General features: G+C 41.8%; 17 protein-coding genes. 2 read left to right on the top strand and 15 right to left on the bottom strand.

All coding sequences use genetic code 11. The features are described 5' to 3' along the window. Both LY11_RS17330 and LY11_RS17325 read left to right on the top strand, forming a co-directional pair. Positions 1 to 690: a VIT1/CCC1 transporter family protein gene (locus LY11_RS17330; RefSeq protein ID WP_111634905.1), complete on the top strand. Its 690-nt coding sequence runs from the start codon at positions 1 to 3 to the stop codon at positions 688 to 690. A 108-nt stretch (positions 691 to 798) separates the two neighbouring features. Beyond that, entirely contained in the window at positions 799 to 1,833 is a 1,035-nt protein-coding gene (locus LY11_RS17325) for a glycoside hydrolase family 18 (RefSeq protein ID WP_111634904.1), read from the top strand. A gap of 118 nt (positions 1,834 to 1,951) precedes the next feature. Here the strand turns inward: LY11_RS17325 and LY11_RS17320 are convergent, their stop codons facing one another. From LY11_RS17320 to LY11_RS26745, 15 genes are all read right to left on the bottom strand, one after another. Then, positions 1,952 to 2,500, bottom strand: a complete 549-nt coding sequence (locus LY11_RS17320; RefSeq protein ID WP_111634903.1) for a hypothetical protein — start codon at positions 2,498 to 2,500, stop codon at positions 1,952 to 1,954. Position 2,501: 1 nt separating this feature from the next. Further along, positions 2,502 to 3,776: a condensation domain-containing protein gene (locus LY11_RS17315; RefSeq protein ID WP_111634902.1), complete on the bottom strand. Its 1,275-nt coding sequence runs from the start codon at positions 3,774 to 3,776 to the stop codon at positions 2,502 to 2,504. Between the two features lie 3 nt (positions 3,777 to 3,779). Continuing rightward, on the bottom strand, positions 3,780 to 5,057 hold the full coding sequence (locus LY11_RS17310) for a condensation domain-containing protein (protein WP_111634901.1): 1,278 nt from the start codon (positions 5,055 to 5,057) through the stop codon (positions 3,780 to 3,782). 58 nt (positions 5,058 to 5,115) lie between these two features. Next, complete coding sequence (locus LY11_RS17305) at positions 5,116 to 6,321, bottom strand: glycosyltransferase (RefSeq protein ID WP_111634900.1); 1,206 nt, start codon at positions 6,319 to 6,321, stop codon at positions 5,116 to 5,118. A gap of 10 nt (positions 6,322 to 6,331) precedes the next feature. Continuing rightward, entirely contained in the window at positions 6,332 to 7,537 is a 1,206-nt protein-coding gene (locus LY11_RS17300; protein WP_111634899.1) for a glycosyltransferase, read from the bottom strand. A 20-nt stretch (positions 7,538 to 7,557) separates the two neighbouring features. Next, entirely contained in the window at positions 7,558 to 8,319 is a 762-nt protein-coding gene (locus LY11_RS17295) for an alpha/beta fold hydrolase (RefSeq protein ID WP_111634898.1), read from the bottom strand. Continuing rightward, positions 8,301 to 8,609 carry an acyl carrier protein gene (locus LY11_RS17290; protein WP_111634897.1) on the bottom strand — a complete coding sequence of 103 codons (309 nt, stop codon included), beginning with the start codon at positions 8,607 to 8,609 and terminating at the stop codon, positions 8,301 to 8,303. The genes LY11_RS17295 and LY11_RS17290 overlap by 19 nt, the downstream gene beginning before the upstream one ends. Beyond that, complete coding sequence (locus LY11_RS17285; protein WP_111634896.1) at positions 8,597 to 12,922, bottom strand: type I polyketide synthase; 4,326 nt, start codon at positions 12,920 to 12,922, stop codon at positions 8,597 to 8,599. Before LY11_RS17285 ends, LY11_RS17290 begins: the two co-directional genes overlap by 13 nt. Before the next feature lie 26 nt (positions 12,923 to 12,948). Beyond that, positions 12,949 to 19,989, bottom strand: coding sequence for a type I polyketide synthase (locus LY11_RS17280; protein ID WP_111634895.1), 7,041 nt, complete (start codon positions 19,987 to 19,989; stop codon positions 12,949 to 12,951). A gap of 614 nt (positions 19,990 to 20,603) precedes the next feature. Beyond that, positions 20,604 to 20,795, bottom strand: coding sequence for a hypothetical protein (locus LY11_RS17275; RefSeq protein ID WP_068395261.1), 192 nt, complete (start codon positions 20,793 to 20,795; stop codon positions 20,604 to 20,606). A gap of 51 nt (positions 20,796 to 20,846) precedes the next feature. After that, positions 20,847 to 21,326: a peroxiredoxin family protein gene (locus LY11_RS17270; protein WP_111634894.1), complete on the bottom strand. Its 480-nt coding sequence runs from the start codon at positions 21,324 to 21,326 to the stop codon at positions 20,847 to 20,849. Between the two features lie 105 nt (positions 21,327 to 21,431). Then, positions 21,432 to 23,030: an oleate hydratase gene (locus tag LY11_RS17265; protein WP_111634893.1), complete on the bottom strand. Its 1,599-nt coding sequence runs from the start codon at positions 23,028 to 23,030 to the stop codon at positions 21,432 to 21,434. A gap of 119 nt (positions 23,031 to 23,149) precedes the next feature. Beyond that, positions 23,150 to 24,508 (bottom strand): sulfatase-like hydrolase/transferase, encoded by a 1,359-nt coding sequence (locus tag LY11_RS17260; protein ID WP_111634892.1) that lies wholly within the window; start codon positions 24,506 to 24,508, stop codon positions 23,150 to 23,152. Continuing rightward, positions 24,493 to 25,863, bottom strand: coding sequence for a hypothetical protein (locus tag LY11_RS17255; RefSeq protein ID WP_111634891.1), 1,371 nt, complete (start codon positions 25,861 to 25,863; stop codon positions 24,493 to 24,495). The genes LY11_RS17260 and LY11_RS17255 overlap by 16 nt, the downstream gene beginning before the upstream one ends. Then, positions 25,863 to 26,024 (bottom strand): hypothetical protein, encoded by a 162-nt coding sequence (locus LY11_RS26745; protein WP_170132712.1) that lies wholly within the window; start codon positions 26,022 to 26,024, stop codon positions 25,863 to 25,865. The genes LY11_RS17255 and LY11_RS26745 overlap by 1 nt, the downstream gene beginning before the upstream one ends. Positions 26,025 to 26,116 lie beyond the last annotated feature (92 nt).

The following is a 26,116-nucleotide window of genomic DNA, read 5'->3' as shown; positions in this document are numbered from 1 at the left end:
ATGGCAGTTCACCAGGAAAAACATCTGAAAAGTTCGGCATTCATTTCTGACATTGTGATTGGAATGAGTGATGGCTTAACTGTGCCTTTTGCTTTAGCAGCGGGTTTAAGTGGCGCGGTGCAGAATAATGCAATCATCATTACCGCAGGGCTTGCTGAAATCGTTGCCGGTTGTATTGCAATGGGCCTTGGTGGCTATTTAGCTGGTAAAACAGAACAGGAGCATTACCAGAGTGAAAAATTAAGAGAATATAATGAGGTTGAAAACTTCAGGGAACAGGAAATACAGGAAGTCAAAGAGATTTTTGCCGAATATGGAATTGATGAGCAAGGGCAGACCATCCTGGCCAACCAGTTAGCGAAGGATAAGACCAAATGGGTTGACTTTATGATGAAGTTTGAACTGGGTTTGGAAGAGCCTGATCGCAACAGAGCCAGGAATAGTGCGCTCACGATCGGTATTGCTTACTGCATCGGTGGATTATTACCGTTATCTGCTTATTTCTTAACCTCGACCCCACATGATGGTTTACTGGTTTCGGCAGTGATTACCACTTTCTGTCTGTTCTTTTTCGGTTATTTTAAGAGTAAAGTGACCGGGCAGCCACCGCTTAAAGGGGCAATCAAAGTTACCGCGATCGGCCTTATTGCCGCCGCTGCTGCATTTAGCATCGCCAGGTTAATTTCCTGAGGATTAAAAGACTTAGAATCAGTTGATTGATACAAGTAAAAAACACTAAATTGGTTTAGCTTAGTCGCACCTCAGCTAACAACCAAATTATAAACCTAATCATCAACTATGAAAACAAGACCTTTTATTCAACTCTACAAGGGAATTTTCGTCCTTGTCCTCTCAGTGATTGCCTTTAGTTCCTGTAAAAAAATTACAGACGGGGCAGGCACATCAGCCGGTACGCCATCAGATGCAGATTACCTGAAAAACCTGCTCGCCTATAAAAAGAGTGCACATCAGCTATTTCTGGGTTACCTGGTCGCTGACGGCAATGATCCGGCCGCAGCTTCGTCGATGTTAAATGTTCCCGACAGTGTAGATATTGTGGTCGCATTTGCGGGATGGGATAAAGATGCTTCCCATTGGACTACTTTACAGGCAAAGGGAACGAAAATACTGACCTGCACTTTTCCCGGGAATGATGCCTATTATGATGGGTCGGCAAAAGACACCACAACAACTCAAAAAACGCCTTTATCAGCCAGCAGTACTTATGATCACTGGGCAAAAGCCATGCACGATAAATTTATAAAGGGTATGGGATGGGACGGAATTGATGTCGATATTGAAACCGGCACTTTTGGTGGGGATGCGCCAGCCAGTAACGCAAAAGCTGTATTAACTTCAGTAGCTAAATATTTTGGCCCGAATGCAGGGGCTGGTAACCTGACCAAAGCGGGTGTAAAACCTATATTTATTTACGATACGGATGTGGATGTAGCGGGTGGCAGTCTTGGATACAACACAATCTACACACCTTTCAAGAGCAACTATACCTATGTTAACTTTCAGTCTTATGTGGGTGGAAGCCGCCGCTGGAGCGGAAGCAAAACTTCAGACCTGACCCCGTTACTAACTGCGTTTGATAAAACAAAACTGATTGTGCTGACTAACGGAGACGAATTTAAATACCCGAATGGTTCTGAAGATACTCCTGGCGGTGATGCTAAAGCGACTAAATGGTTGCTGGATATTGCCAGCTGGGCTAAAACAAACGGAACTGCTGGTGTAGGTGCTTACCGCATGAGCAGAGATTATAACCATACGCCTGTTTTTAGCAGTACGCGCAAGGCAATTCAAATTATGAACCCGCATTTGTAAAAAACACCCTATTGTCAAGGTTGCCGGCTGAGGTGAGATTCAGTTAAAGGCAGGTGATTGTAAAAAGACCTGCCTTTAATTATTTAATGAATATGCTTATCGGATGCTCCTAAAAAAATTATTCTTTAATCAACTGCTGCTGATCAACACGGTCTTCCACAGTATAAGGCAAATGATGTTTCTTTAATTTTTTGATCGGCAGGTAAGTAAAAAGAACTGAGCATACCCCTGCGGTTAATCCCAGGAGAACAGCCAGCACAGCTCCGTTATAATTATAAAGCTCAGGGAAGCCAAAATGCAGGCCAAGCATCACTGCAAAAATAAAAGATATTGTACAAAAACCGTTAATGCCTGCCATCTGAAAGATAAACTTAACTTTCTTGAAGCCTTCTGGCAAGATGATTTCTGAATGCCCTTTCTCTGATAGTGTAATGGTCTTTTTCAGAATATCAAAAGTGATGATGAAGGGCAGAAAAAAGGCCATCGGCAAAATAAACCGGGCCAGGTTCTGCGCTCCATCAAATAAGTGAACAGCATGTAAATCTGTAAAACTGAAGTACGGAATGATCGTATTAAAAAATACATTCGGAATGATATAATACAGTAAATTCTTACGTAAAAAACGCTTTAGCGTGACTTCATTTTTTTTTGTATCAGGTACAGACATATCAGGCAACGGATAATTGTTTTAAATCTTCAAATAATAAATTCATTACTTCTGTTTTAACGAGTTGTGCCTCTTGTTCAGTCAAAAAAGTATCATTTGACATCAGGGTAAAATCCATTTTGTTTTTATAAGTACTTGTGATCAGCGTATTCGGGTTTCTCCACGGAAAAGCAACCGTCGGACTATGAATAGCCACTACTTCAAAATTCTGATAGTTTTCAGCAATCCGGAGCCTGCCCATATTCGAAAGTGTAACATCATGTGTCCCATCTGTAGCTTTTAAAAACCTGACCATCCGGCTCACAATCGCATGGAAATATTCACTCATCCAGAGCATTTCTGCCACTTTCAAGGCCCCCACTTTAGTATTCAGATCGGTTTTCAGCATCCTTGCTTTTGTCCAGAAATCTATCTCCGCATTCTTGTCGATCTCCAATTCTACAATAGGTGCAAAGGCAAACATGGTGTCATTCTTGATTTCAGGGATAAACTGCCTGATATCTACCGGGCAGATTACTTTCCCATGTGCTTTTTCCCCTTTTACCTGCTGAAAGGCTTTCATGACCGCAATACACAAGGCGGCATGAACAGTTGTGCCGGCAGCTTTACTGCGTTCAACCAATTCAACTGTTTCCTGCTGATCCAGTCTCCAATGCAGCGCATAATTATTTCCTGCTGCAACTTTACGCTGTGTCGGTTTGAAATAGAAAAAGACCCTGCCCAGTAAAGAGAACAGGCGTGCCTTCAGGACCTTCGCCTGGGAAACTGAAAAAGAAGAGGCTAAAAGCTCTTTTACAGAAAGGAAAGAAGCATAGGGCTTAAGCTCCATACTTGGCTCATCGAGCAGAAATAACAGTTCCTGCATCAGCGTGACCAGCGTAGTCCCGTCACAAATACAGTGTGGCAGCACTAACAAAATATCCGATACTTCTGCCGATTTTAACCAGACAACCCTGGCTAATGGCTCATTTTCACCATCAAACAGTTTGTCCCATTCTGCTTTGGATTCATGCAGCCAGTCCTGCTCGCTTTTGCGTTCCATAACCCTTACCGGAATTACTTTAAGCTGTTCATTCAAAATAAAATATGGGCCACCGGCCTGCTGATCATCAATTTGCATCCTTAATAAAGGGTGTTTGTGCTGTATTTTATCAAGAGCTGCACGTAAATTTTCCGGCTCAATGACGCCACGGATCTTAGCCGTAAAAATGCAATTCACAGGGGTAAGTGCATCCACGTACATTACCCTTTCTCCAATGATCAATTTTCTTTTCATTTGTTATGCTGGTTGAAGCTGCGTTTGTAATTGTTCTTTGAGAATCGACATAATTCTTGTTTGTATAGCCTGGCCTTCTGTGTAAGGGACATAACCTTCGCTGGCTATAAATGAAAGGTCCATCTTGCCGCGGTAAGTAGAAGTGATGAGTGAAGTCGTGTTGCCTAAAGGGCCAATTACGGTTGGCGTATAGATCATTTCAATTTCAAATGTTTTGTAATGCGCAGGAATGGTAATTCTTCCAAGGTTGGAGAACATACAGTCATTATTTGATTTACCATACTTTAAAAAACGACCAAATTTATGAAGTACAGGATGCGCTTTCTCCAGTACCATTAACATCAGGTAGTGATCGAGCTTTTTAATTTTCTGCCTGATGTCTTCCTGTATGGCTTTGAGATTGCTCCTAAAGTCGAGAGCAGCATTAGAACTGACCACGAACATAGATCCAAAAGCAAAGATATTATCCTTTTTTATCCGATGGTTTATGTTACGGAGATCAACCGGGCAGGATATTTTATTGTGCGCATTATCTTTCCGGACTTCTTTGAAAGTCTTTAATAGCACAGCGCATAAAAGTGTATTCATTGTTACTCCAGAATTTTTGCACAATTGAGTCAGAGCTGCAGTCATTTCCTCCTCAACAGTCCAATGGATCAGGTAATCTTTTTGCCTTTCTACAGCTTTCTTTTTTAAAGGGGTAAGCCATAGTCCTAAAACTGCTATACTTCCGATCAGACTTGCCTTAAATCTTTTCTTCCTGTTACCCAGAATCTCTGCTGGTACTATATCATGAATTCCTTTGATCGGATTTTCCTGACCTATATCAGCGTCGCCATTGTCAATTAATTGATAAAGTGTTGTCAACAGTGTCAAAATTGAACCTCCATCAATCAGACAATGGTGTATGACCATAATCAATTCTGAAACTCCTTCTCCTTTTAGCCAGATCATACGCATCATAGGCTCCCGATCTGTTTCAAATGGAATTAACCACTGCTTAACTGATTCAACTTCCCAATCAGTATCACTATGCCGGGAAATGATTTGAACGGGAATTTTAACAGGATGAACAGTATCCGTAGTAAAGCTTGGACGGTTATTTTTATCATAAGAAATAACCGCATTCAGCCATGGATGTTTCTGTTGCAGCCTTAACAGGGCATGATGCAGGCTCGCAGCAGAAAATTCTCCGCGAATTTTAACAGGAATTATCCCGTTAAAAGGAGTTTTTCCATCACCAAGCATCAGCCTTTCCCCAAAAAGTAGTTTTCTTTTCATCTATTTTATTTATTGTTCTTTGGTTAGATGAGTATTTGATTCCCCGGGTTCATCGGTGTTAATTATTCTTTTCGACTAATTGTTCCGCTTCAGCAAAATCTTCCAGCAGCTGCACTGCTTTGTCATTCCCCCCTGAAGCAATAAACGTTTCTTTTATTTTTAAAGCTGCGTTCCGGTATTGCGGGTTTTCCAGCAATTCGAAAACAGCACTTTTCAACTCAGCAATTTTTAATCTTTTGTAACGGATACTAATTCCGCAGCCTGCATTGACAATGAGTTTGGCCGTATGGAAATGGTCATAAGCAATCGGTGTAATCAGCATCGGTAAGCCATTGGTAAAAGTATCGTTGACGGTGTTGAAACCTCCATGACAGATCACTGCATCCATATGCGGCATCAGTTCTGTTTGCGGAACAAAGCTGTTCACGATAAAATTATCAGGCCACACGTCGAAAATATCCGGATTCGTAGCAGCGATGATCGTGACTGGCTGATCTGCAAAAGCATCAATCAGTTTCTGAAAAAAAGCAGCCCTGATGTCCACTAATAATGTTCCCAGGGACACGAAAACTTTGGGTGTTTTTGCCGCCGCAAGTCTTTCCCAGTCAAAAGCCGCATGGTTTGGCCTGCCTTTTACCGGGCCGACAAATTTCATATGCGGCGGGACTTCTGTAAATCCGGCAAATACCTGGGAAGTGAAAACGAGATTGAGTTTATGAGAGTGAATGAAAATATCATCTTCATAGATACCAAGCTCTTGTTGTAAACCTTTGATCAGCTGCTGTTGCCATTCAAATATTTTAGGGGCACTGGTTTGGGTATCGCCAATCACATCTGGTGGCACGGGTGTAGTGGTCACAGATGGAATACCTTTGATATGGGCACATAAAGCCCCTGCAAAAGTAATGCAGTCATTTATAATCACAGCTGGTTTCCACTCGTCCACATAGTTACCCAGGCCCTTCATCATGATCTTTGCAAACGGAACATAAGTTTCTTCGAGCGCCAGTTTCATCACCTCAGGGCCCGAACAAGCAGGGCCGTCATCCTGACGTTTCAATATGCGGTCAATTTCTTCCTGATGTTCTGCCAGCTCTGCTTCAGGATAAATGAATTCTCCGCCTTCAGGGATATGTTTTGCAGCAAGTGGTGTAATCCCGATCCATTTCACCTGGTGCCCGCGGGCAATTAAACTGGAGCCTATGCTAAGGGTTGGGCTGATATGACCAAAAAAAGGGGGCACGACGAATAAAAATCTTGACATAATTCCTGTTTTAATTATTGAATAGAAACAAAGGTTCGTTAACGCTGAATTGCTCTAATAAAGTTGCTGCAGTTTCAGTACCGCCGGCCGCTATAAATGATTCTTTAATCTCTTGTGCCGCGGTTTTGAAAGTGGTATCGTGCAATATTTCCTGTACTGCCTGCTGAAGGTGTTTGCCTTTGAAACGGTTGAAATTCAAACGTAAACCTGCGCCAACACGCACTACCCTTCCGGCCACATGTGACTGATCATAGGCAATCGGAATCACAACCATTGGCAGGCCATTCATCAATGTTTCACAGACCGTATTGTGCCCGCCGTGACAAACTACCGCATCCAGATGCGGCAGCAGTTCCAATTGCGGAACCATACGCTGTACGATAAAGTTCTCTGGCCAGAGGTCAAACAGTTCGGGATCGGAAACAACGACTACAGTCAGGTCTTCGTCTTCAAAGGCTTCAATCACCTTCGCAAAAAAGTTCTTTTTATGCTCATGGTCAAAGGTGGTTCCGATACTGACCAATATTTTAGGCCTGTTATTTTTGTGTAATAAGTCCCAGTCAAAATGTGTGTTTACAGGCTTGCGGTTGATTACCGGGCCTACAAAATGATAAGTGTCGGGTAATTCTAATTCTCCGAAAAATTCTCTGGAGGTTAAAACCATGGTCAGGATACCTGAACAGGCTATAGAAGCCGGTTTATCAATCCCCAGTTCTTTTTGCAAAGCGACAATCTGGTTTACTTCCCATTCATGAACTTTAGGGAGTTCATCCATAATCTTAATGGCAGCAGGCGCGGTAACTGAGGTTGCATAAGGGATTTTATGGTTCACTGCAGCAATAGCTCCGGCAAACATCTGGTGATCGGTAATAACCAGATCGGGTTTATATTTTTCCAGCCAGCTCACTATACCTTCATAGCTGTGGCGGTTTAATGGAATTAATACTTCTTCATATAAAAACTTGATACTATCAATTCCATAAACAATCTTTTTAGTGATTATATCAAGATACTTTTCACTATCCTGTTTATCCTGGTCGCTTTCGTTATATTGAATCAATAACAACTCCCCTCCTTCTGGTAATTTCAAAGCCAGCTCAGGGTCCAGGGTAATCCAGCCCACCTGATGTCCGCGTTGCAGTAAAACAGCCCCCATACTTAAAGTGGGATTGATATGGCCAGTTAGCGGAGGAACAATAAATACAAATTTTGCCATAGAGAGCGTATAAGGTTAAATTAGTTTTTAAAAAATCCGGCTACAATATTTGCAACCATTTCTGGTTCCTGAATCGGGATATTGTGATCACCGTTTAGCGGGATCAGATCGGATCTGCTGATCAGTTTATGGAGCTGTTTTCCTGCCTGTAAACAATTAGAGGCTGAACCATACAATAAAAGCGTATCCTTTTCCAGCGTATTCATTTCTGGTGTACTGAAAAATCCGCTTTCCAGAATCATATCCTCTTTGATACTGGTCTGGTAAAACAGGTATTCATACATCCGGTGGTTACGTTCCATTTGTCTTTTCCCCATTTTCACCTTCGTGGTATCGGTAAAATTCGCAACATAATGCTCCAGAAATTCTCTGCTGTAGTCATCAATAATGCCGCGGGTTTTTTCATCATTCGGATCGGGGGCTTCAATGACTACCAGTTTGCCTAGTTTCTCAGGGAAACGCATCGCCATTTTTAAAGCAATCAGGCCACCAAAACTATAACCTGCCAGGTGCACTTTTTTGAGTTTCAATACGTCCATCAGCGCACAGAGATCGTCAGTCATGCTGTTCAGGTCATAACCTTCCAGCACACGTTCACTCATCCCATGGCTTTTCAGATCGTACATCACCACATGGAAATGTGCAGCCAGAACCGGGGCGATATTAAAGTAATAAACAGAAAGATTGCTGAACATCCCATGAACTAAAAGAACGGTTTCTGCCGCTCCTTTGTTCAACTCCTGGATATGCACTTCTCTTTGATTTACCTGGATAACTGGCATTCGTGTATGTAATTAATAATCATTTCCAGGTTCAGGTTAATTAACTGGTCCAGATCCATTGCGGATAACCATCCTGTAAAGTCGATCTGTTCACCAAAGTGTGTTTTTATCTTTTCAGAGAAGGATACAATTTCTATACTGTCCATTTCAAGGTCTTTGGTAAAAGAGCTTTGAGGGGTAATGTCCATTTCTTCCACAAATTCTTCTCCAATAACTTCTGTGATAAATTGCTTCATCAAGTCAAAGATTTCGTCGTTATTTAGTTGCTTGTTCGTTGCTATAGCGTCCATCCGATTATATAGTTATGGTGTTTAATGGTTTTTATAATTGTGTCTTTGATGCGTAATTCTTCGCCTATGATCTCTTCTACGACATAAGCTTTTGGATTGCCTTGCAGGCCTTTACCGAGGTACTTGCCATAAGCTTCTTTTGCGGTCCAGAAACGGGTGGCCCATTCTGCTTTATCCCTGCCTTGCAGCAAAGCCATTTCTGTATCGGCAAAGGCAAGCTCAAAAAATCCGGCACTGCGCTCTTCAATATTTTCGATGTCAATACCTACAGGCCTGTCAAGGCGTGCGACCCCCACGGCATCAGTTCCTTTATGTGCTAAAGAAACATGAATACCAGCAGTTTGACCTCCGTGAGGGTAAGGTTTTTGCAGTTCGTCCGACTTAATTTCAAAAGTGATCGGATAACAGGCTTGCTGTTTCTCTTTATTAAGCAGATCTCTGACGGCATCTTTTACGGCCACACGGCTGATCATCCAGGTCTTCCTTTTGTTAGGCAGCAATGCGTTATGATACTTTTTCTCGTCCTGATTGAAGTAACGTTTCAGAATAAAATCCCAGGAAACTACTCTTGAATAAGCATTGTGAAACATAAAAATGCCTGGTGCAATTTCTTTGGATAAACGGTTATGCAGGGGTGACATAGACACGCTCCACAGCGCATCATCTATTTCCAGTCTCCTGTTTTGCCAGCCTGAGATTATTGCCCAGACCTGGTTATCACGTTTAAGGATAAAGTTACCTGTGGCAAATTCTTCGTTCATATCGGTTAACACGCAGGTACATTCAAATTCACCCTGCTGGTCGTGCATATTTCCAAAAAACTCAATTTCCTGTATTTTTACCGGGAAAGCGATACGGTCTTTAGTCAGGATCAGTTGCAGCCATAAGCCAAAAAGCTGACCTGCATTATCCAGCAGTGAACCTTTTCCGGCACCACTTTCAATGATACCTGTGATCCCTTTTTCACCGACCGCTTTTAAGTGTTTGATGCCCTGGTAACCGGGGCCGTGAAACATGTGATTTTCATAGATCTGTGCTGAAGTCCGCTGGATGTCCAGGATTTGACCAATATCAAATGATTGCTGTACAGGTGGTGTAACCAGCTTTTCTGCCAGCACAACTTCAGCATTCGCAAAACGCTCTAAGTTGAGGTATACCTTTTGCTGATCTTTCCATTCTCCGGTAATAGTTTCGCGGAAAGGCTTGATCACATTCATCCACTGAAAAACTTTGATGTTCAATATTTTATGCACCTGTTCTGCAGGAGATTGTTCTGCTGCGATTTCTCCAAACAACTCAAAGATCATCGTCATCGGAATGACCGGGTCCATATCATCTACACAGTGCCAGTCTTTAGGCTGTCTGAGTAAAGCATGGTCTTTCAGATATGGGCAGTTTTCCAGCGTGATGTCTAATTGTTTGGAAAAAGGTTGCCTGCTGAAAGATGTTGCTGATACCTGAGGTGTCTGTGGCGCTGACACTCCAGGTATAGCTACTCCAGGCACAGCTACTGCTGGCGCTGTTGTCCGGTTCACATAATTTGCAGGCTGCAAAACTCTGTCTTTAAACAATTGCTGTATCTCGGCCTGGATATTTGCCATTTCCAGTACATTTTCATTGAAGGCTTTCATCACCGGATCGGCGACATCTTCCAATAGTCCTTTGGCGTATACCGCAGGATTGGCTTGTGCATAAGCTGATGAGGCCCCTGCTGCCAGTCCTTTCAGGCTATTCAGCCCGGTAATCATTGGTAAACCCAATTCTAATTTGATCCCCTTGCCTTTTAGAGCAGGGCTGGATTTAATTTGTCCCAGAAAGTTCAATCCTGTTTCCTTCCCTTCTACAAAAAGCGCAGCGATTACACGTTGCAGTTGAGTGATTCCTGATCTGACAGGTACATTGGAAGAGATCGTGCTGAAGTTTTTTCCTTTCAGGGTATCGTCAATAAAACCGACTAATCCACCTGATCCGATTTGTATAAATACCCTTGCTCCCTGTTCATATAGTTTCTCCGTCAATTCACGGAAACGCACGGGTTTGATCAGATGTTCTGCACTGAGCTGACGGATGGCTTCAAGGCCTTCCGGATAAAGTTCGAGCGTAGTTGCCGACCACAATGGGGTGGTGGTTTTACGGAATTGCATATCTTTCATCCCTTCCAGGATCACTTCCAGCTTATCCGCAATAAACGGAGAATGGAAACCAGACTGAAACGGTAAGATCTGGTGAAAAATCTGTTTTGCTTTCAATATAGGGGTCAGCTCTTCTAAAGCATTTTTACTGCCGCAAAGGATAACCTGCTGCGGGCAGTTGTCGTTAGAAAGATAAACGTCATTGATATTGGCGATGATCGGTAAAAGCTGTTCTATTCCACAGCCGACAGCGATAAATCTCGAATCTTTCAGTTCAAAAGTTTCCGGGTTCAGCACTTTCAGCAGTTGTGAAACGGAACTTTCTTCGGCCAGTTCTGATGATCTTGCTGCCAGCCATTCCCCTAAGCTGTGCCCGGCATTCATATCAGGGTATACGCCTAATTGTTTAAGGGCAATATCCAGTACGCTGCTTTTATTCAGTGTCTTTAAGGCATCACTCAGTAAACCTTCTGCTTTAGTATGCTGAGTTTCTGCGATATTAAAATAATCGGTTACGCTTGCTACTTCGCCGCCCGCCAGACCATCCAGACCAGGAAATACAAAGGCGATTTTACCACCCTTGCTGATTAATGGTTCATTGGTATACCAAATATCCTGTTTATTACGCCACGGGTTATTTTTTGCTGCAATCTTAATTGCCTTTTTGATTCTATCCGGGGTTGGATCAAATACTGCGATCCGGTAATTTCCAATGCCAGCGCTGTAATCGTTATTTTCCAAAGCATAGATTAATTCTTCGTGCGTTGGACGCGCAAGCAGTAAGACTTTGTCTTTTTTAGGGGCATTAAATCCTTCTAAAACCACATGGGCATTGATCCCTCCAAAACCAAAGGCATTGACCCCGGCTATTTTAGGCAATCCGGATTTCTCCCAGTTTAAGGGTTCCTGAACTGCTGAGAATTGTGTTTGCGCGAGTTGCGTTAAAGGGTTTTCACAGTGTAGTGTTGGCGGCAGAATATCATGGTAGAGGGCTAAACAGGTTTTAATGAGCCCGGCAATTCCTGCTGCGGGCATGGCATGGCCGATGTTAGATTTCACAGTCCCTATCCCTGCTTTTGGTAATTCAGCGTCATAGCCGAAAAATTGGGTAAGGGTTTCCAGTTCTGTTTTATCTCCTAAAGGTGTGCCTGTACCGTGTGCTTCGATATAACCAATGTCTTTAGCAGACAAGCCTGAATTCTCCCAGGCTTGTTCGATGGCCCTGAGCTGACCTTTTACCGAAGGGCTCATCACACTGGTACCGCTTCCGTCACTGCTTACCCCTACTCCTTTGAGTACGGCATAGATCCTGTCTTTATCCTGAATAGCATCTTCTAATCGCTTTAAGACCACAAAACCGCAGCCTTCACCGATAATTAAACCATCAGCACCAGCATCAAAGGGTTTGATCTTTTCTTGTTTGGAGAGTGCACCTAAATTGGAGAATATACTCCAGAAAGCCGCATTCTGCCCAACGTGTACGCCGCCTGCAATCACCATATTACAGCGTCCGCTATTCAATTCCTGAATGGCGTGGTCTATAGCAATCAGAGAGCTTGCGCATGCTGCATCCAGTGTAAAAGCAACGGCACCCAGGTTTAAACGGTTAGCAACGAGTGAGGCTACCAGGTTTGGAATTAATCCCATGGCTGTATCCGGGCCGAAACGACCTTTGCGTGCCTGGAATTCATGTTTTACTTTTTCTATGTCTTCGGTCCCCAGTTGTGGTAGTAAATCTTTCAGTACTGCAGCAATCTGTTCACCGGTTCTTACAATTTCAATGGCTCTGGTTGCACCAGGGCCTGCATAATTTCCTTTACCAATGATAATACCGGTCTTTTCTAAAGAGGTATTTTTTTCAAATACACCTGCGTCTTCCAGCGCCCTGTAAACCAGATCGAGCGTAAGCAAGTGATCGGGTTCTGTACCATTCACGGCTACAGGAAGGATACCAAAGCGCTGCGGGTCAAAGTTGTATTCAGGTATAAATCCACCTCTATTGCAATAAAAACGGTCTACTCCGGTTGAATTTTTATCGAAGTGCACCGGATCAATACGATCCGGCGGCACAACTTGAGTAGAATCAACCTTACTAATAATATTTTTCCAGAAAGTATCCAGGTCTCCCGCTCCAGGGAAAATACAGGACATTCCAATCACAGCTACATCCGTTTTCTTCATCAGGTATATTGTTTAAAACAGATCAGCTACCAGTTATTTCCAGCCATAATCAGTACCTGGCTTTCTTTTCCATATTTAAGTTCATTTAAGAAAGTCTCCATACCGTCTTGCAATGGAATCAGGGCTATGCCTCTTCTTTCGTACTCTTTTTCCAGTGTTGGAGAAACCATACCGGCTCCTTTCCAGGGGCCCCAGTTGATAGCGAGTACCTTTCCATTGATCTTTTGTTTCAAGGCCCAGGCATATTTATCCATTACACTGTTTGCTGCGGCATAATCTGTTTGTCCACGGTTTCCGTAGACAGAAGCGATGCTTGAAAAGAGAATGACAAATTGAGTTTCAGGTTTCAGTTTTTCTGCCAGTACTCTTAAAGGGGTAACTTTAGTATCAAATACCCGTTCGAAGGATTCTGAGGTTTTACTGTGGAATAGTTTATCTTCTAACAGCCCTGCGCCATGTACTACGCCATCAATCCGGCCATATTCTTTATAAACGCTGTCAACAAAGCGGCTCAGGCCTTCTTCATCCCGCAGATCCATCGATTCATAAACTACTTTCGAGCCTCCGCTTTCCAGCATAGCGATGCTATTCAGGATCTGGTTATTTTTATAAATCCTGGCCGTTTCCTGCTCTATCTCAGCTGGCTTTTTAAGTTCGCCCTGCTGCACCAGGAAGCTCCTGATTTCATCTTTTGTTTTTAAGGATGCGGCTACGCCCTGAACGGCTGACTTCGGATCTGCTGAACGGCCAACCAAAATATAGTTACAAGGGAAGTCTTTGGCAAAGTGGATCATCAGCTCAGCTGTAATTCCCTGAGCGCCACCCAATACCAGCACAACTGCGTCTTTATCCAATTGGATATGAGAGTCTTCGAGTCCGGTAATCAATTCTGCAGGGATCAGTTCCATAATCTGTCTTTTTTGATCGTGGTAAATGATTTCCGATGGTTTATCGGGGTTTAGAATCTCATTCAATGTGATGTTCGCAATAGCTTCACCAGACATTTTCGTTTCCAGGCTCACAATTCTGCATTTGGTATTTTCATACTCTCTGTCCAGACTTTTGAAAAAGCCTGAATAACCCTGGTAGAGTCTCAGCATTTCTACATCGGCAGTATCATTCAAATGGCTCCTGATGTCAGAAATCATATAAACCCATTTCACCGTTTCAAAATTGAGCTGTTTGATTATTGCAAAATGATCTATGATGCTCGATTTCTTTGCTGTGGTAAACATATTCAGGATAATCAGCCCCTGATAGCTTTCTAAATCATCGCCGGCAGTGATGACATCTACTAAAGCACCGTTTTTCTTAAACAGGTTTTTGATCTTGATAGCCTGCCCGTTACCGTCATCAGTAATGGCAAAACGTTGTCCTTTCAGAATGGCTGCTTCAATATCAGATACTGCCGCCGGAGTCAGTTCAAAACGCAGTCTTGATAATTTCTCCAGGCTCGAATTATCCACCACAGTTTCTTCTATAATTTTTTTTGCTTCGGTGAGCACTTCATTGGTTTCTGACTCAATATCCGAGATCCAGTTCACCAGTCCATTCAGTGTTTTAATGGCGGCAAGTTTCTCCATGATGTCATCGCCCTGCTCCTGTCCCTGGCTAAAGCCAATTTTCAGTTTCAGTTCACCGATGATCTCCATTCTTTTGATAGAGTCAATACTTAAATCGGCTTCCAGGTCAAGATCCATTCCGAGCATTTCTTCAGGATAACCTGTTTTCTCGCTGACCACAGACAGAATCGCTGCTCTGAGTTCTTCTGCTGAAAATTTAGGCTGATTACCTTTGACAGTGACTTCTATATTAATAGTTGCCGATACGTTGGTACTGGCTGGTGCTGCGTTTTCGGTAATCCAGTTCACGAGCCCGTTTAAGGTCTTGATACCAGCGAGCTGCTCCATAATGGTATCTTCACTTTGAGCGCTGTTAAAGCCTCCCAATTCAGTACGCAGGGCACCTATAATTTCCAATCGTTTAATGGAATCAATACTCAAATCGGCTTCCAGGTCCATTTCCATTCCCAGCATTTCTTGCGGGTATCCTGTTTTATCACTTACAATCTGCAATAAAGCAAGCTTTACATCTTTTTGTGCTACCGCAGGGGCCTGAACTACCGCTGCTTGTTGTATAAAGGTTTGCGGAGCTGCTGTCTCGTAATGAGCTGCTTGCGGTAAGGATTGTGCGAAAACAGGCTGTGGTAAGGCTACAGGATTAGCTAATACCTGGTTAAAGGGAACATTTTGCCCTAAAAAGGTAAGCATTACATCCCGCTGCGCCTGAATTAATAATTTCATACTGTTCAGATATTCCTGCATCATCAAATCACCGGTAGAGTGAGCGTTTTGTGCAGATTCTGATCTTAATTCTGTGTTTTTCATTTGGATAGGTTGTATGATAGGTAACGCCCCGTTAGCTGGCAACTTTCCGTTAGATGGGATTGCGTGCTGGCCATTAACGAACCAGACTGTAGGACTTTTTTTATACAATGCCGGTTCGTTAAGATTTAGTAATCTTGCGCCGCGGCCTTCAAATAATTTTTCGATGTCGATAGTACGTCCGGTCGCAATGTAACTGGCCAGCATCCCTAAAAGATGGGTCAGTTTATTCAATCCGTTATCTTCTGCATGCAGCAGAATTTCGTCTTTACCTAAACAGGCTTTGGTAAGTCCTGACAATACTTTACCGGGGCCAACTTCGATGAAGATTCTGGCTCCTGCAGCATACATATCCTGTACCTGGTCAACAAATTTCACTGGTTTGATCAGATGGTCTGTCAATCTTTCTTTGAGCTGTGCGGCTTGTTCGGGGTATTCTCTGGCCGTAGTATTAGACCATACTGGTAAGTTCAGGTCATTGAACTGAACGTCTGCCAATACCTGCTGGTAAAGTTCTTTTGATTTCACCACCAGCGGGCTATGGAATGCGCAGGCAACTTCCAGGGGTCTGAAAGATATTTTAGCTGTTTTAAGTACTTCCATCAGGTGCTGAATGGCAGGTGTAGTTCCTGCCAGTACACATTGCAGTGGTGAATTATAATTCACTGCGTAGATGTCTTTCAAACCTGAAATTACTTTTTGCAGGTCTTCTTGTTTGGCATTAACTGCAAGCATTGCTCCGGTATCTTCGCCTTCTACAGCGTCCAGAATAGATTTTGCTCTTGCGGAACTGAGTTGTACCAATTGATCTTCAGCAAATGCACCTGCGAAACACAGCGCTGGCAGTTCTCCGTAACTATGTCCGGCAACCATATCGGGCACAATCCCTAATGTTCTTAAGAAGTTTGCGATAGCGAGGTTGACAATCCCCAGGATAGGCTGCGCCATCCGGGTATCTTTGATCGCTTCTTTTTGTCCTTTGAGCAGTTCAGCATCAAATACTGCATTTGGAAACAGTACTTTTTCGTATTCCGGCAGGTCTTTTAATAACGCGCGCATCGCCGGGAAGATGACAAAAAGATCTCTTGCCATATTAATCCGCTGACTGCCTTGTCCGGGGAACATAAAGGCTACTTTACCGTCTCTTTTTTTAGTGGCATAAGTGTCTTTACTTTCAATACCGGAAAGGGTAAGTTCGACCTTCATATTCAGGTCTTGTTGCCTGTCTGCGACAATACACAGTTGTATCGGCTTGTTATCGGCTACGGCCAGACTGTAGGCAATGTCTTTCAAGTCAACCTGTGCGTTGCTGTCTAATAATGTTTTAACTGCTGTTAATTTGATTTTCGCTTCTTCGTAAGTATCACCTCTGAAAACAAAAAGCTCTGATGGCCATGTTTTCAAGGTTGGTACGGCAGTATTTACAGGGTTTTGATTCTCAATGACGGCATGGAAATTAGTTCCTCCAAAGCCAAATGCACTGACCCCGGCATAACGTTTATCTTCGCTCCACAATCCTGCTTCTGTATGAAAAGCAAAAGGACTTGTTTTCGCATTGTAATAGCTATTCGGATTTTTCAGATTGATGGTTGGCGGCTTAATTCCATGGTAAACAGACAGGGATGCTTTAATCAAACCTGCAAGACCTGCGGCACATTTAGTGTGTCCGATCTGGGTTTTCACAGAACCCAGGTGTGCTTGCCCGGCTATTGCACCTGCCTGGATAAATTTATCTGTCAATGCACTTAATTCTGTGCGGTCACCAACTACAGTTCCTGTGCCATGGGCTTCCACCAGTCCAACTACTGAAGGGGTAATTCCTGCCTGATCATAGGCACGTTCCAGGGCTTGTACCTGCCCGTTTTTACGGGGCGCAGTCAAGCCTAAGCTTTTACCGTCACTAGAACCTCCAACACCTTTAATGACTGAATAAATCCTATCTCCGTCTCTCAGGGCATCTTCGTGTCTTTTTAAAACGATCATCGCTATACCTTCGCCCAATGCAATTCCGTCTGCTTCGGCATCAAAGGTAGCGCACCTGCCTTTACGGGATAGTGCGTGTGTGCTTGAAAACATCAGGTAATCGTTGATCCCATTGTGCAAATCAGCTCCACCTGCCAGTACCATATCAGATTTGCCCAAAAATAATTCCTGACAAGCCAGGTCAACTGCCGCCAGAGAGAAGGCGCAGGCTGCGTCTACAGTAAAGTTACGTCCGCCTAAGTTCAGCCTGTTGGCTACTCTTCCTGAGATCACATTAGCGAGAATACCCGGAAAGGAATCTTCTGTCATTTTAGGCAGCGCCTGATCGATTTCAGCTGGCATTTCTCCGAAAACCTGTTTATAGAAGCATCTGAATCCGTAGCTGTTTGCCAGATCGTTACCGCCTTCTGCACCGATAATTACAGATACGTTTTCCTGATCATAACCGCCATCCAGATAGCCTGCATTGTCCATGGCTTGTTTAGCCACCATCAGCGTTAACAGCTGGGTAGGTTCTATCGCTGCCAATGATTGTGGCGGGATACCAAATTCAACGGGGTCGAAATCTATATGAGGGATAAAGCCACCCCATTTAGAGTGTGACATATCGCCTGCTGTGGATTCCGGATCATAATATAATTCTTTGTTCCAGCGTTCATCCGGGACTTCGGTTACACTGTCTTTCCCTAAAATAATATTGCTCCAGTATTCTTCCAGATTTTTTGCTCCGGGGAAAATACAAGCCATCCCCACAATCGCAACATCCAGAGATTTCCCTGTTTTTTCTGGCGGAACTGAAAGTGCAGCATTCAGCACATGCTGATAGTTTCCTTCTGCTACATCCTGATGCAGTTCAAGCAGGGAAACTACTTTATTTTGCAGCGAAGCAATCTGGCCAATCATATACATACCCAGGGTAAGCTGTTCTGCTTCATTGATGGTCACCAGCTCGTCTCCTCGGCGTTCTATGCCTTTGGCTGCAATTCGCAAACGCCCTACATTCAGCGTTTCCAGTTTAGCCCATATTTCTTTTTTATCTATGCCTGATTGCTGAAGTTTGACCTTCTCTTCACTGAAGAAATCAGAAAATGGAGATTTAAGACATCTTGTTTCGTGGCCGGGGGCAGTTTCCAGCAATATCGTATCACTGGCGCTTACGGCCTGCTGTTGAAATTTTTCCTGAATGGCTCCCGTACTTACGGCTTCTTTGGTATACAAATAGGCAGTGCCCATCAATACGCCCACTTTTACGCCTTTTGCAGCAAGCGGGGCCGCCATAATAGCAATAAATGCGGTAGAAAAGGCATCATGGATACCTCCGGCAAAAAATACACTGATTTGTTCCGGGTTATCTTCTTTCAGTAAGCGTTCAATTTGTTTTTCCCAAAGGACCATACTTGATAGCGGGCCAACGTGACCTCCGCATTCGCGGCCTTCAAAAACAAATCTCCGTGCACCTTCTTTTAAAAACATGTCTAAAAGCGATGCTGAGGGCACGTGAAGGAATGTTTTGATACCTGCCTTTTCCAGTGGTTTTGCTTGTGATGGACGACCACCGGCAATCAGCACTACTGGTGGTTTTTCTTCCAGAATATATTGCATTTGCTCATCACGCAGTTCTTGTGGTGCAAAACCAAGAATACCTACTCCCCAGGTCTTTTTACCTGCGAGTCTTTTGGTTTCCTGGATCAGTTTTTTTGCAGTTTCTCCTTTGAGCAGAGATAAAGCGATAAATGATAGGGCCCCTGCTCCGGATACGGCATCTGCAAATTGTGCAACGTCGCTTACCCTGGTCATCGGGCCTTGTGCAATTGGATAAGTCAGGTTAAGTTCTTTGGCTAAATGATTCTCAGGACTGATTACATTGAGTGATTTTGCCTGGTTCAAATGTCCGTAAATAGCTTCCTGAATACCAAACACGAGTTTGCTTAGTTTTTTATACCTGCTAAAAAGGTCTGCTGACAATGTAATATCCTGTCCTAAAGGAAGGTAACTTTTTTCCAGATCGAAATCAGTAAAATAGGCAGTCAGTTCTTTTGGGCTGATGTCTTGTTCAATTACAGGTGAGTTTGGCCGGGATAATACCCTGTAATTACCAAATAACCTGGTTTCTGTACCGCTTAGTTTAGCACAGCTGTCTTTAATGGCTTTAGGTGCGCTGCATTCTGGAAATAAAATCAGCTGACTGTCTAATATAATTCCGGCAGCTCCCTGGGCAACCAGAGCGGCGGCAGTATGTACGCCGACACCGCCTTGTACCCAAACGGGAATATCTTTGATTTCTTGTATCACACGCTGAAACAGGACGAAAGAGGATTCATGCGCAACTCTTCCTGCACCTTCATTTCCTTTTACAATAATTCCGTCGGCTGCTGCAGCTTTAGCTTGTCTTGCGGACTCCAGATCATAAACCTGGCGAATGAGTTTAACACCCGGTTTGTGATGAAATTCTATTCCATCAGGAATAATAATCAGACTTACTTGTACAGGGAGTTCGATAGTTGTTAAATCAGAAGACGGAATACAAACTCCAAAATCTGTCAACCCTTTTTGCACTAATTTATTCAAGGCCTGAATCGCTTCAGCACGTTGATAACCAAGATTAAGTACAGGAAATATTCCTGATTGATTTAAAGCAATTGCAAGTTCGGTATCTGGCTTTTCAAATGGGGTTATTCCGATTATCTTAAGATTTTCCATATTATTAGGTAGATAAAATATTAAACTTTATAGATATTATTCTATCAAAAACTTCAATTACAAATTGATTCAGTATGTCAAAGAATCCAGCCCGCTTATCTCCCTAATAGTTGTAATTAAGCTAATAAATTAGCTAAATCGAAAAAACTATAATCAAGATGAGTCTTAATTCTTTCAATAGAACAAATTTACGACTCTGGTTATAGGTTTCTGCCTCAGAAAGAGGAATGAACAAAAAGAATAAAACAGGTATAATTTATTCATGATATAATAACATGAAAGAAATAAAAACCTAAGTCGCGGTAAAACAAAATGAAATGAAATGAAGCGAATAGCGGGTAATTAATTGTTTTAAGATATTTCATCTGTAGTTTTCAGCAAGATGCTTAAACCTTTAGAAAGACCACTAAAACGTTAATAATGAGACTTTTTTTAAACAAAAATAGCCACCATAGGGTTATGGCAGCCACATTTTTATGTTCAATATATTTAAAGCGAGAGTTCAGGTACACCCGGATTGGGTAAAGACTATAGAAGTTTAAGATGATTTCATCTTTTATTTTCAGTTAATTTCAGCCTCTTCACAATAATGAACAAGCTTTCGGAGCATAAGCTTAAACTGACGGCTCCCATCTGACTACGTCTCCCCACATGTCATAAATATCTCCTTTTGAGATTCTTATATATTCAGCTTTTGCATTATAGATTCCTTCTTGCCAGGTTTCATATTCCTCATCAATGACAGTTTGAAATAGCACCTGCTGGCCGTGTTGCGGCAACGTGGTTTTGTCAAGTTTAACTTCCATGCCGTAAACATATAAACTTGTGCTGACATTCCCTAAAGGTTTGTCGCCACGCTAAGGATTAATCAGCTTAAAGAACCTAGGTACATCATTTTGATTACTCGAAGTAAATGCCAGACTTTTATCTGGGTTATACAGGTAAATAGCAGGGTACTGTTTGGGATGAAAAGCCATAATAAAGACGTGGTCACGATCTTGAACTACCTTCACATTTTTTTCCTGTAAAAATGGTTTTCCGAAATTAGTCATAAAGTAATCGATAGACCTGTATTCATCTTGTGAAATCATATAAACGTTTACATTTTTCAATTCTTTTGTTCTTTTACTCATTTGCGCCACTACTTTCTGACAGTGTTCACAGGTTGCATCAAAAAAGATAATCAGTGATTTTTTTCCACCAGGAATATTGTAAGTAGAAAAGGGGGTGTTATCTCTGTTGTAAAAGATAGCAGTGGGCATTTTTGAGCCTATGTCCTGCGCTGAAGCAGAAAGAGAGAAAAAGATAACAGTAAGACAAGTTATTAGTAATTTCATATGATGATTTAATTTTATACTTGCCACAAATATCGGTTTCCCTCTTTTGCTTTATGTCAGCTCATTTACAGTTTTTAGAAACATAACCGTTATAAATGGGCTGTTTTAGGCGTGCATGGTTTTCATCGCCTGGTAAAGTACTTTAATATCATGCTGCCCTTTATACAGATCGGGTGCTTTTTTATCCAGTCCGAGTAATTCATAAACTGCTGTTTGTGCGGTTCTTACTGAATATTCTACGGTAAATACGACATCGTCCGGAACTTCTGCAAACTGACCTAAAAAAGCAAAGTTTGATGTTCCTTCGGGAATTACAAGCGGCCTGTCCCCTTTTGCCCTGGTGAGGAATTGTGCAGTTATATAGGGAAGCATACAGGGAATACAATTCGCTTGTTCCAGAATTTCTTCCTGATCTGCATTAAATTTCAAATGATTAATCAGTTCTATCATCAGCTCCTCTCCTGTGCAGTCACTCATTTTTTTCTTCACGTAATCTCCTTCCTGATCAGGGAAAAGTCCGTATCCCCAGAAAACGGTTACTCCTTCCGGCTGATTGATAAAATGCGGCTGATAAGCGAGTACAATAGACATCATCCAGCTTGAGTCTTTAAAGGTGATAAGAGCCCCGGTTCCGGGTGCATTACCGGAAAACTTTTCTACAAGGTCAAAGAACAGCGTCCCTTTATTGGTAACTGTAAAGGATTCCCATTTGGATTCTTCGATTCTATTGCTGAAGTTTTTTGGATTCCCAAATCCTTTGTGTTTTGCTGCGAGTGTTTCCCACAGTGCCCAGGAGCCGTCTCCTTTTTTAGTATTCAGCACGGGTGCTTCGTGGTTTGAGCCCAGGGTAGAGTTAGCTGTCATGGAACCATTCGTCACAAAAACAAGGTCAGTTTCCGCTACTTTTTGAATTTTAGCTTCACCGTTTGATTGGTAGTGAATGGTTTGGGCGCAAAGATGTTCATTGGCTGAAGGTTTAAAATAAATGTCTTTAACTTCGCTGCCCATCACAAAATTAACGCCTTGTGCTTCGAGCCATTTAAGCATCGGAAGGACTATGGAGTCATATTGATTATAGACAGTACGGTCTACGCCTGCAAGGGTATCTATTCTTGTAATTTCATGAACAAAACGCAGTACATAGCGTTTAAATTCTACCAGGCTGTGCCAGGGTTCAAAGGCAAACATGGAAGACCACATATACCAGAAGTTGGTTTCAAAGAATTCGGGTTTAAACCAGTCTGTTATCTTTTTTGTACCGAGCACATTTTCTGGTATGGCAAATAATTCGACCAGATCAATACGGTCCCTTTCGGTAAAGCCTAAGGAAGAAACATCTACTATCTGACCTTCTTTATCTACCAGACGTGCGTTGGCATGGGTCTTTATTTTTTCATTGAATTCATGGGTTTCTTCGGTAACAGATTTCCCTGGTTGTGTTAATGAGGGGATAGAGGAAAGTAAATCGTAGGTACAGTAATAGGTGAAATTCAGCATTCTGCCGCCGCGGATCATGTAACCATTTGCTACTTGCCCTATGCCGTCCAGACTTCCTCCGCTAAGCTTGCTTTCTTCAAATATGGTTATATTTTTACCGGGTACTTTCCCGTCTCTGATTAAAAAGGCTGCGCCTGCGAAAGAGGCAATTCCGCCACCAACAAAATAAGCATTCCTGGTTTTCGGATCTATATTGATATTCGACATCTTGTTTTTATTTTAAGTGAGCAAGTCATTGTGCCATGCAATGTTGTAAATGTCACTTAACCGGGGTCATTTATACATGACTCCGGTCAACGAAAACTATGATGTGAGTTACTTATCAATTAATGAAGGTGAAATGGGATCTGCTGCATATACTTAATTTTGCTCAGTTCTTTTTGATCCATACCAGGGTAATAGATTGCACCAAACGTTTGTTTTCTCCTGGGATCGTTGGCTGGCACAAGCATTCTTGCGCCATGGTCACCGGAAATGATGATTGTTTTATTTCTCCAGTCGGGGATACCCTCCAGAATATCAAGAACTACGCTGTTCGCATAGCTAAGGTAGCCTGTATATTGTTCAACCACTGTTGAAGGAGGGGAAATGTTAGCATCTAAAATAGGTGATTCATTAAGTTTTCCTTTAGCATCTCTATAAAATGGCGGATGAGGAATTAATAAGTGTGCCCAGATAAAAGTTGGTTTCTTTCTTTTAGTATGTGTATTCAATTTAAGCTCGCGGATAACTTGTTGATTATAGTCATCAAATGGCTTATCACTTTTCGTGATTTTATCCATCAGGTTTGTAAATAATGTACCAAACAAGATTTGATCAAAATAATTGTCCGGAAACATTCTAAGATAAGCCAATTTGGGATACCCAGCGATCTTTGTAAATTCTAAACTAATAAAATCGTATCCATGTTGTGTTAACTGTTTAACCCATATACTTTTATTTAAATAATCGGTAGCATACATCGGACTCGAGACTTGAATGCTATCGTCCAGATTAAAAAGAGAGTTAACAGAATACAATGTGATATCACTCCGCGTATAAAGGCTATCATATACAAAAAAACCTCTTCCTTTTAATGAATCTACTAATGGGTCATTAAAGTGAAACTGACTTTTCAAACTAGCAGGAGATGCATATTCGTCAAGCAATATCCAGATAATATCTTTCTTGTTTTTAATGGTTGAAGTAAGTAGCTTCCTACTTTGTAAATATGATTTATGCTTATCTTCCTGCAGTTTAATTTGAAGCTCATCGAACACAGTAACTACGATGAGTATCATAATAAAAATATTCAAAACAGGATTTACCCTCAATGCTTGTTTATCGCTTAACCTGCTCCTGATCAGACTGATTAATAAACATAATAATATAATACAGATGAGCAAATACCTGACACGAACAAATGAAGAATTTGCAAATTGGCCAGCTGTATAAATAATTAGTTCTGGAAATAAAACAAGTGTCCAGATCGGAATGAAACAACCTATACCATATTTATAAATACCATTTTTTTTTAGAATCCAGACTATGCTATAATTAATCAGACAATAACCTCCAAAAAAAGCTATAAATAACAACGGATTAAACGATGCAAAATACTGAGAACTTTTATAAATCAAAAAAAAGAAACCAAAGCTATAAATAAACAATGGCCTGCTTAACCAGTCGTCTATAGTTTTTCCCATAAGAACAATTTTCTTAGTGATTTTTCAAATGGATAGCAGACAACTAATCTAAAATGATGCTCAAAGGAACTGATAAAATCTTTCTCTGTATAAGATTCAAAAATATCCCCTTTATGCTGAAGCAAAATCATAGACTTTGGATCTTCTTTTGGAACAAATTCAACGATTGCATACTTTGTAGTCATTTCAGAAAAAAGCCGGGCAACAAAAGGAAGTGGTAAATTTCTGCTCAGACATAAATGATGAATTAAGGCAAGCGCCATCACCATATCTCCTTTCAGACGTTTTAAAAGCGGCGACTTCTCCTCGTTATGCCAGCCCAATCCCGGAGAAGGATCTGCAAGATCTGCCAAAATTGAAGTAATATTGTTGTCTTTGGTCTGCGTATTAGTTCTATAAATTTCATCTACACAGTAAATGTCACTTTCAACCGCATAAACAGCCTTCGAAAATGGTGAAGCTAAACGAGAGAACTTACCTGTGTTAGCGCCCAAATCAATGGTCACATCAGGTCTTATTTCTGCCAGCCATTTTGTAATCACATCTATTTTGGCAGTGATGTACTTTTCACTTTCAATATCATTCTCATAATAATGATCCCATATACTATTTTTAAGTAAAGGTTGTTTCCTGGCCAAAACATTTTTGGCAATCGTATCAAAAAGAATCTTTAGTTTTTCTTTATTCAATCCCTGACGCGTAGTTTCACTTTTACCTTTTTTATCATTACTAAAGCGGGAATGCAAATGAATATGGATCAGACAAAAGGTATCAAAACGAGTCCGGAAAGGTAAATGACTGCTGACAAAAGGAAGAGGCAGCCCGGTAATGCTTCCTCTGTATAACTTTGACCACAATGGATCTTTATAGTGCATCAACAGGAATGGGGACAGAGATTCTTCACAAAATTGACGGTAGGCTATCCATGGGTCCCCATCTTTATAAAAGCCGAAAGACAAGGTATCAATTAATACACATTTATCATTGTGAAAAGTGAAGTTGTAAGGAGAAGCATCCTTTAGAATCATCCCGTGAGTTAATGACAGCTGATTAATCCGGGTATAAGCCAGTAACATTTGCTGCCATTGTGTGTAAGACCATTCAAATGGATAAGATATAAAGGCTAACTGCCGGGGAAATATTTTCTTATAATAACCGGGAAATTTATCATCTAATAAAACCTCAGTATGCGGTATCATTAACTCCTGATCTACCAGTGTTTGATAAAGTCCTGACTCAGTCAGGTGATCAAATTCCATTGCGTACTCAGGAGCAATATATCTATAATATCCATCTTCCAATTTAACTACAAAACCGGCAGGATCTTTATAAGAAATCGCTTGCAGTAAACTCATTATTCTTTACTTCCTTTCCTTGATTTAATGGTCCTGATAAAGTGTAAAACAAACACTTTTAGTTTGCTTCCAAAAACAGATAGTGTAAGGATAGCTGATAAAATAGCTTGAAAGAACAGGCTGCCTGTCCCCGGGTCAATGTAAAGTAAGTGACTGGTCATAAGGTTGTTATTTAGTTCAACATGGTGTGAGACTTCCTTTTTTAATAAAGGTTTAATGTGTATAAAAAAAAATACAAAGCTCTTTTTATTGC

This window comes from Pedobacter cryoconitis, from assembly GCF_003259615.1.
In the GTDB taxonomy this organism is placed as follows: domain Bacteria; phylum Bacteroidota; class Bacteroidia; order Sphingobacteriales; family Sphingobacteriaceae; genus Pedobacter; species Pedobacter cryoconitis.
This window is presented reverse-complemented; position numbering and strand designations above follow the sequence as displayed.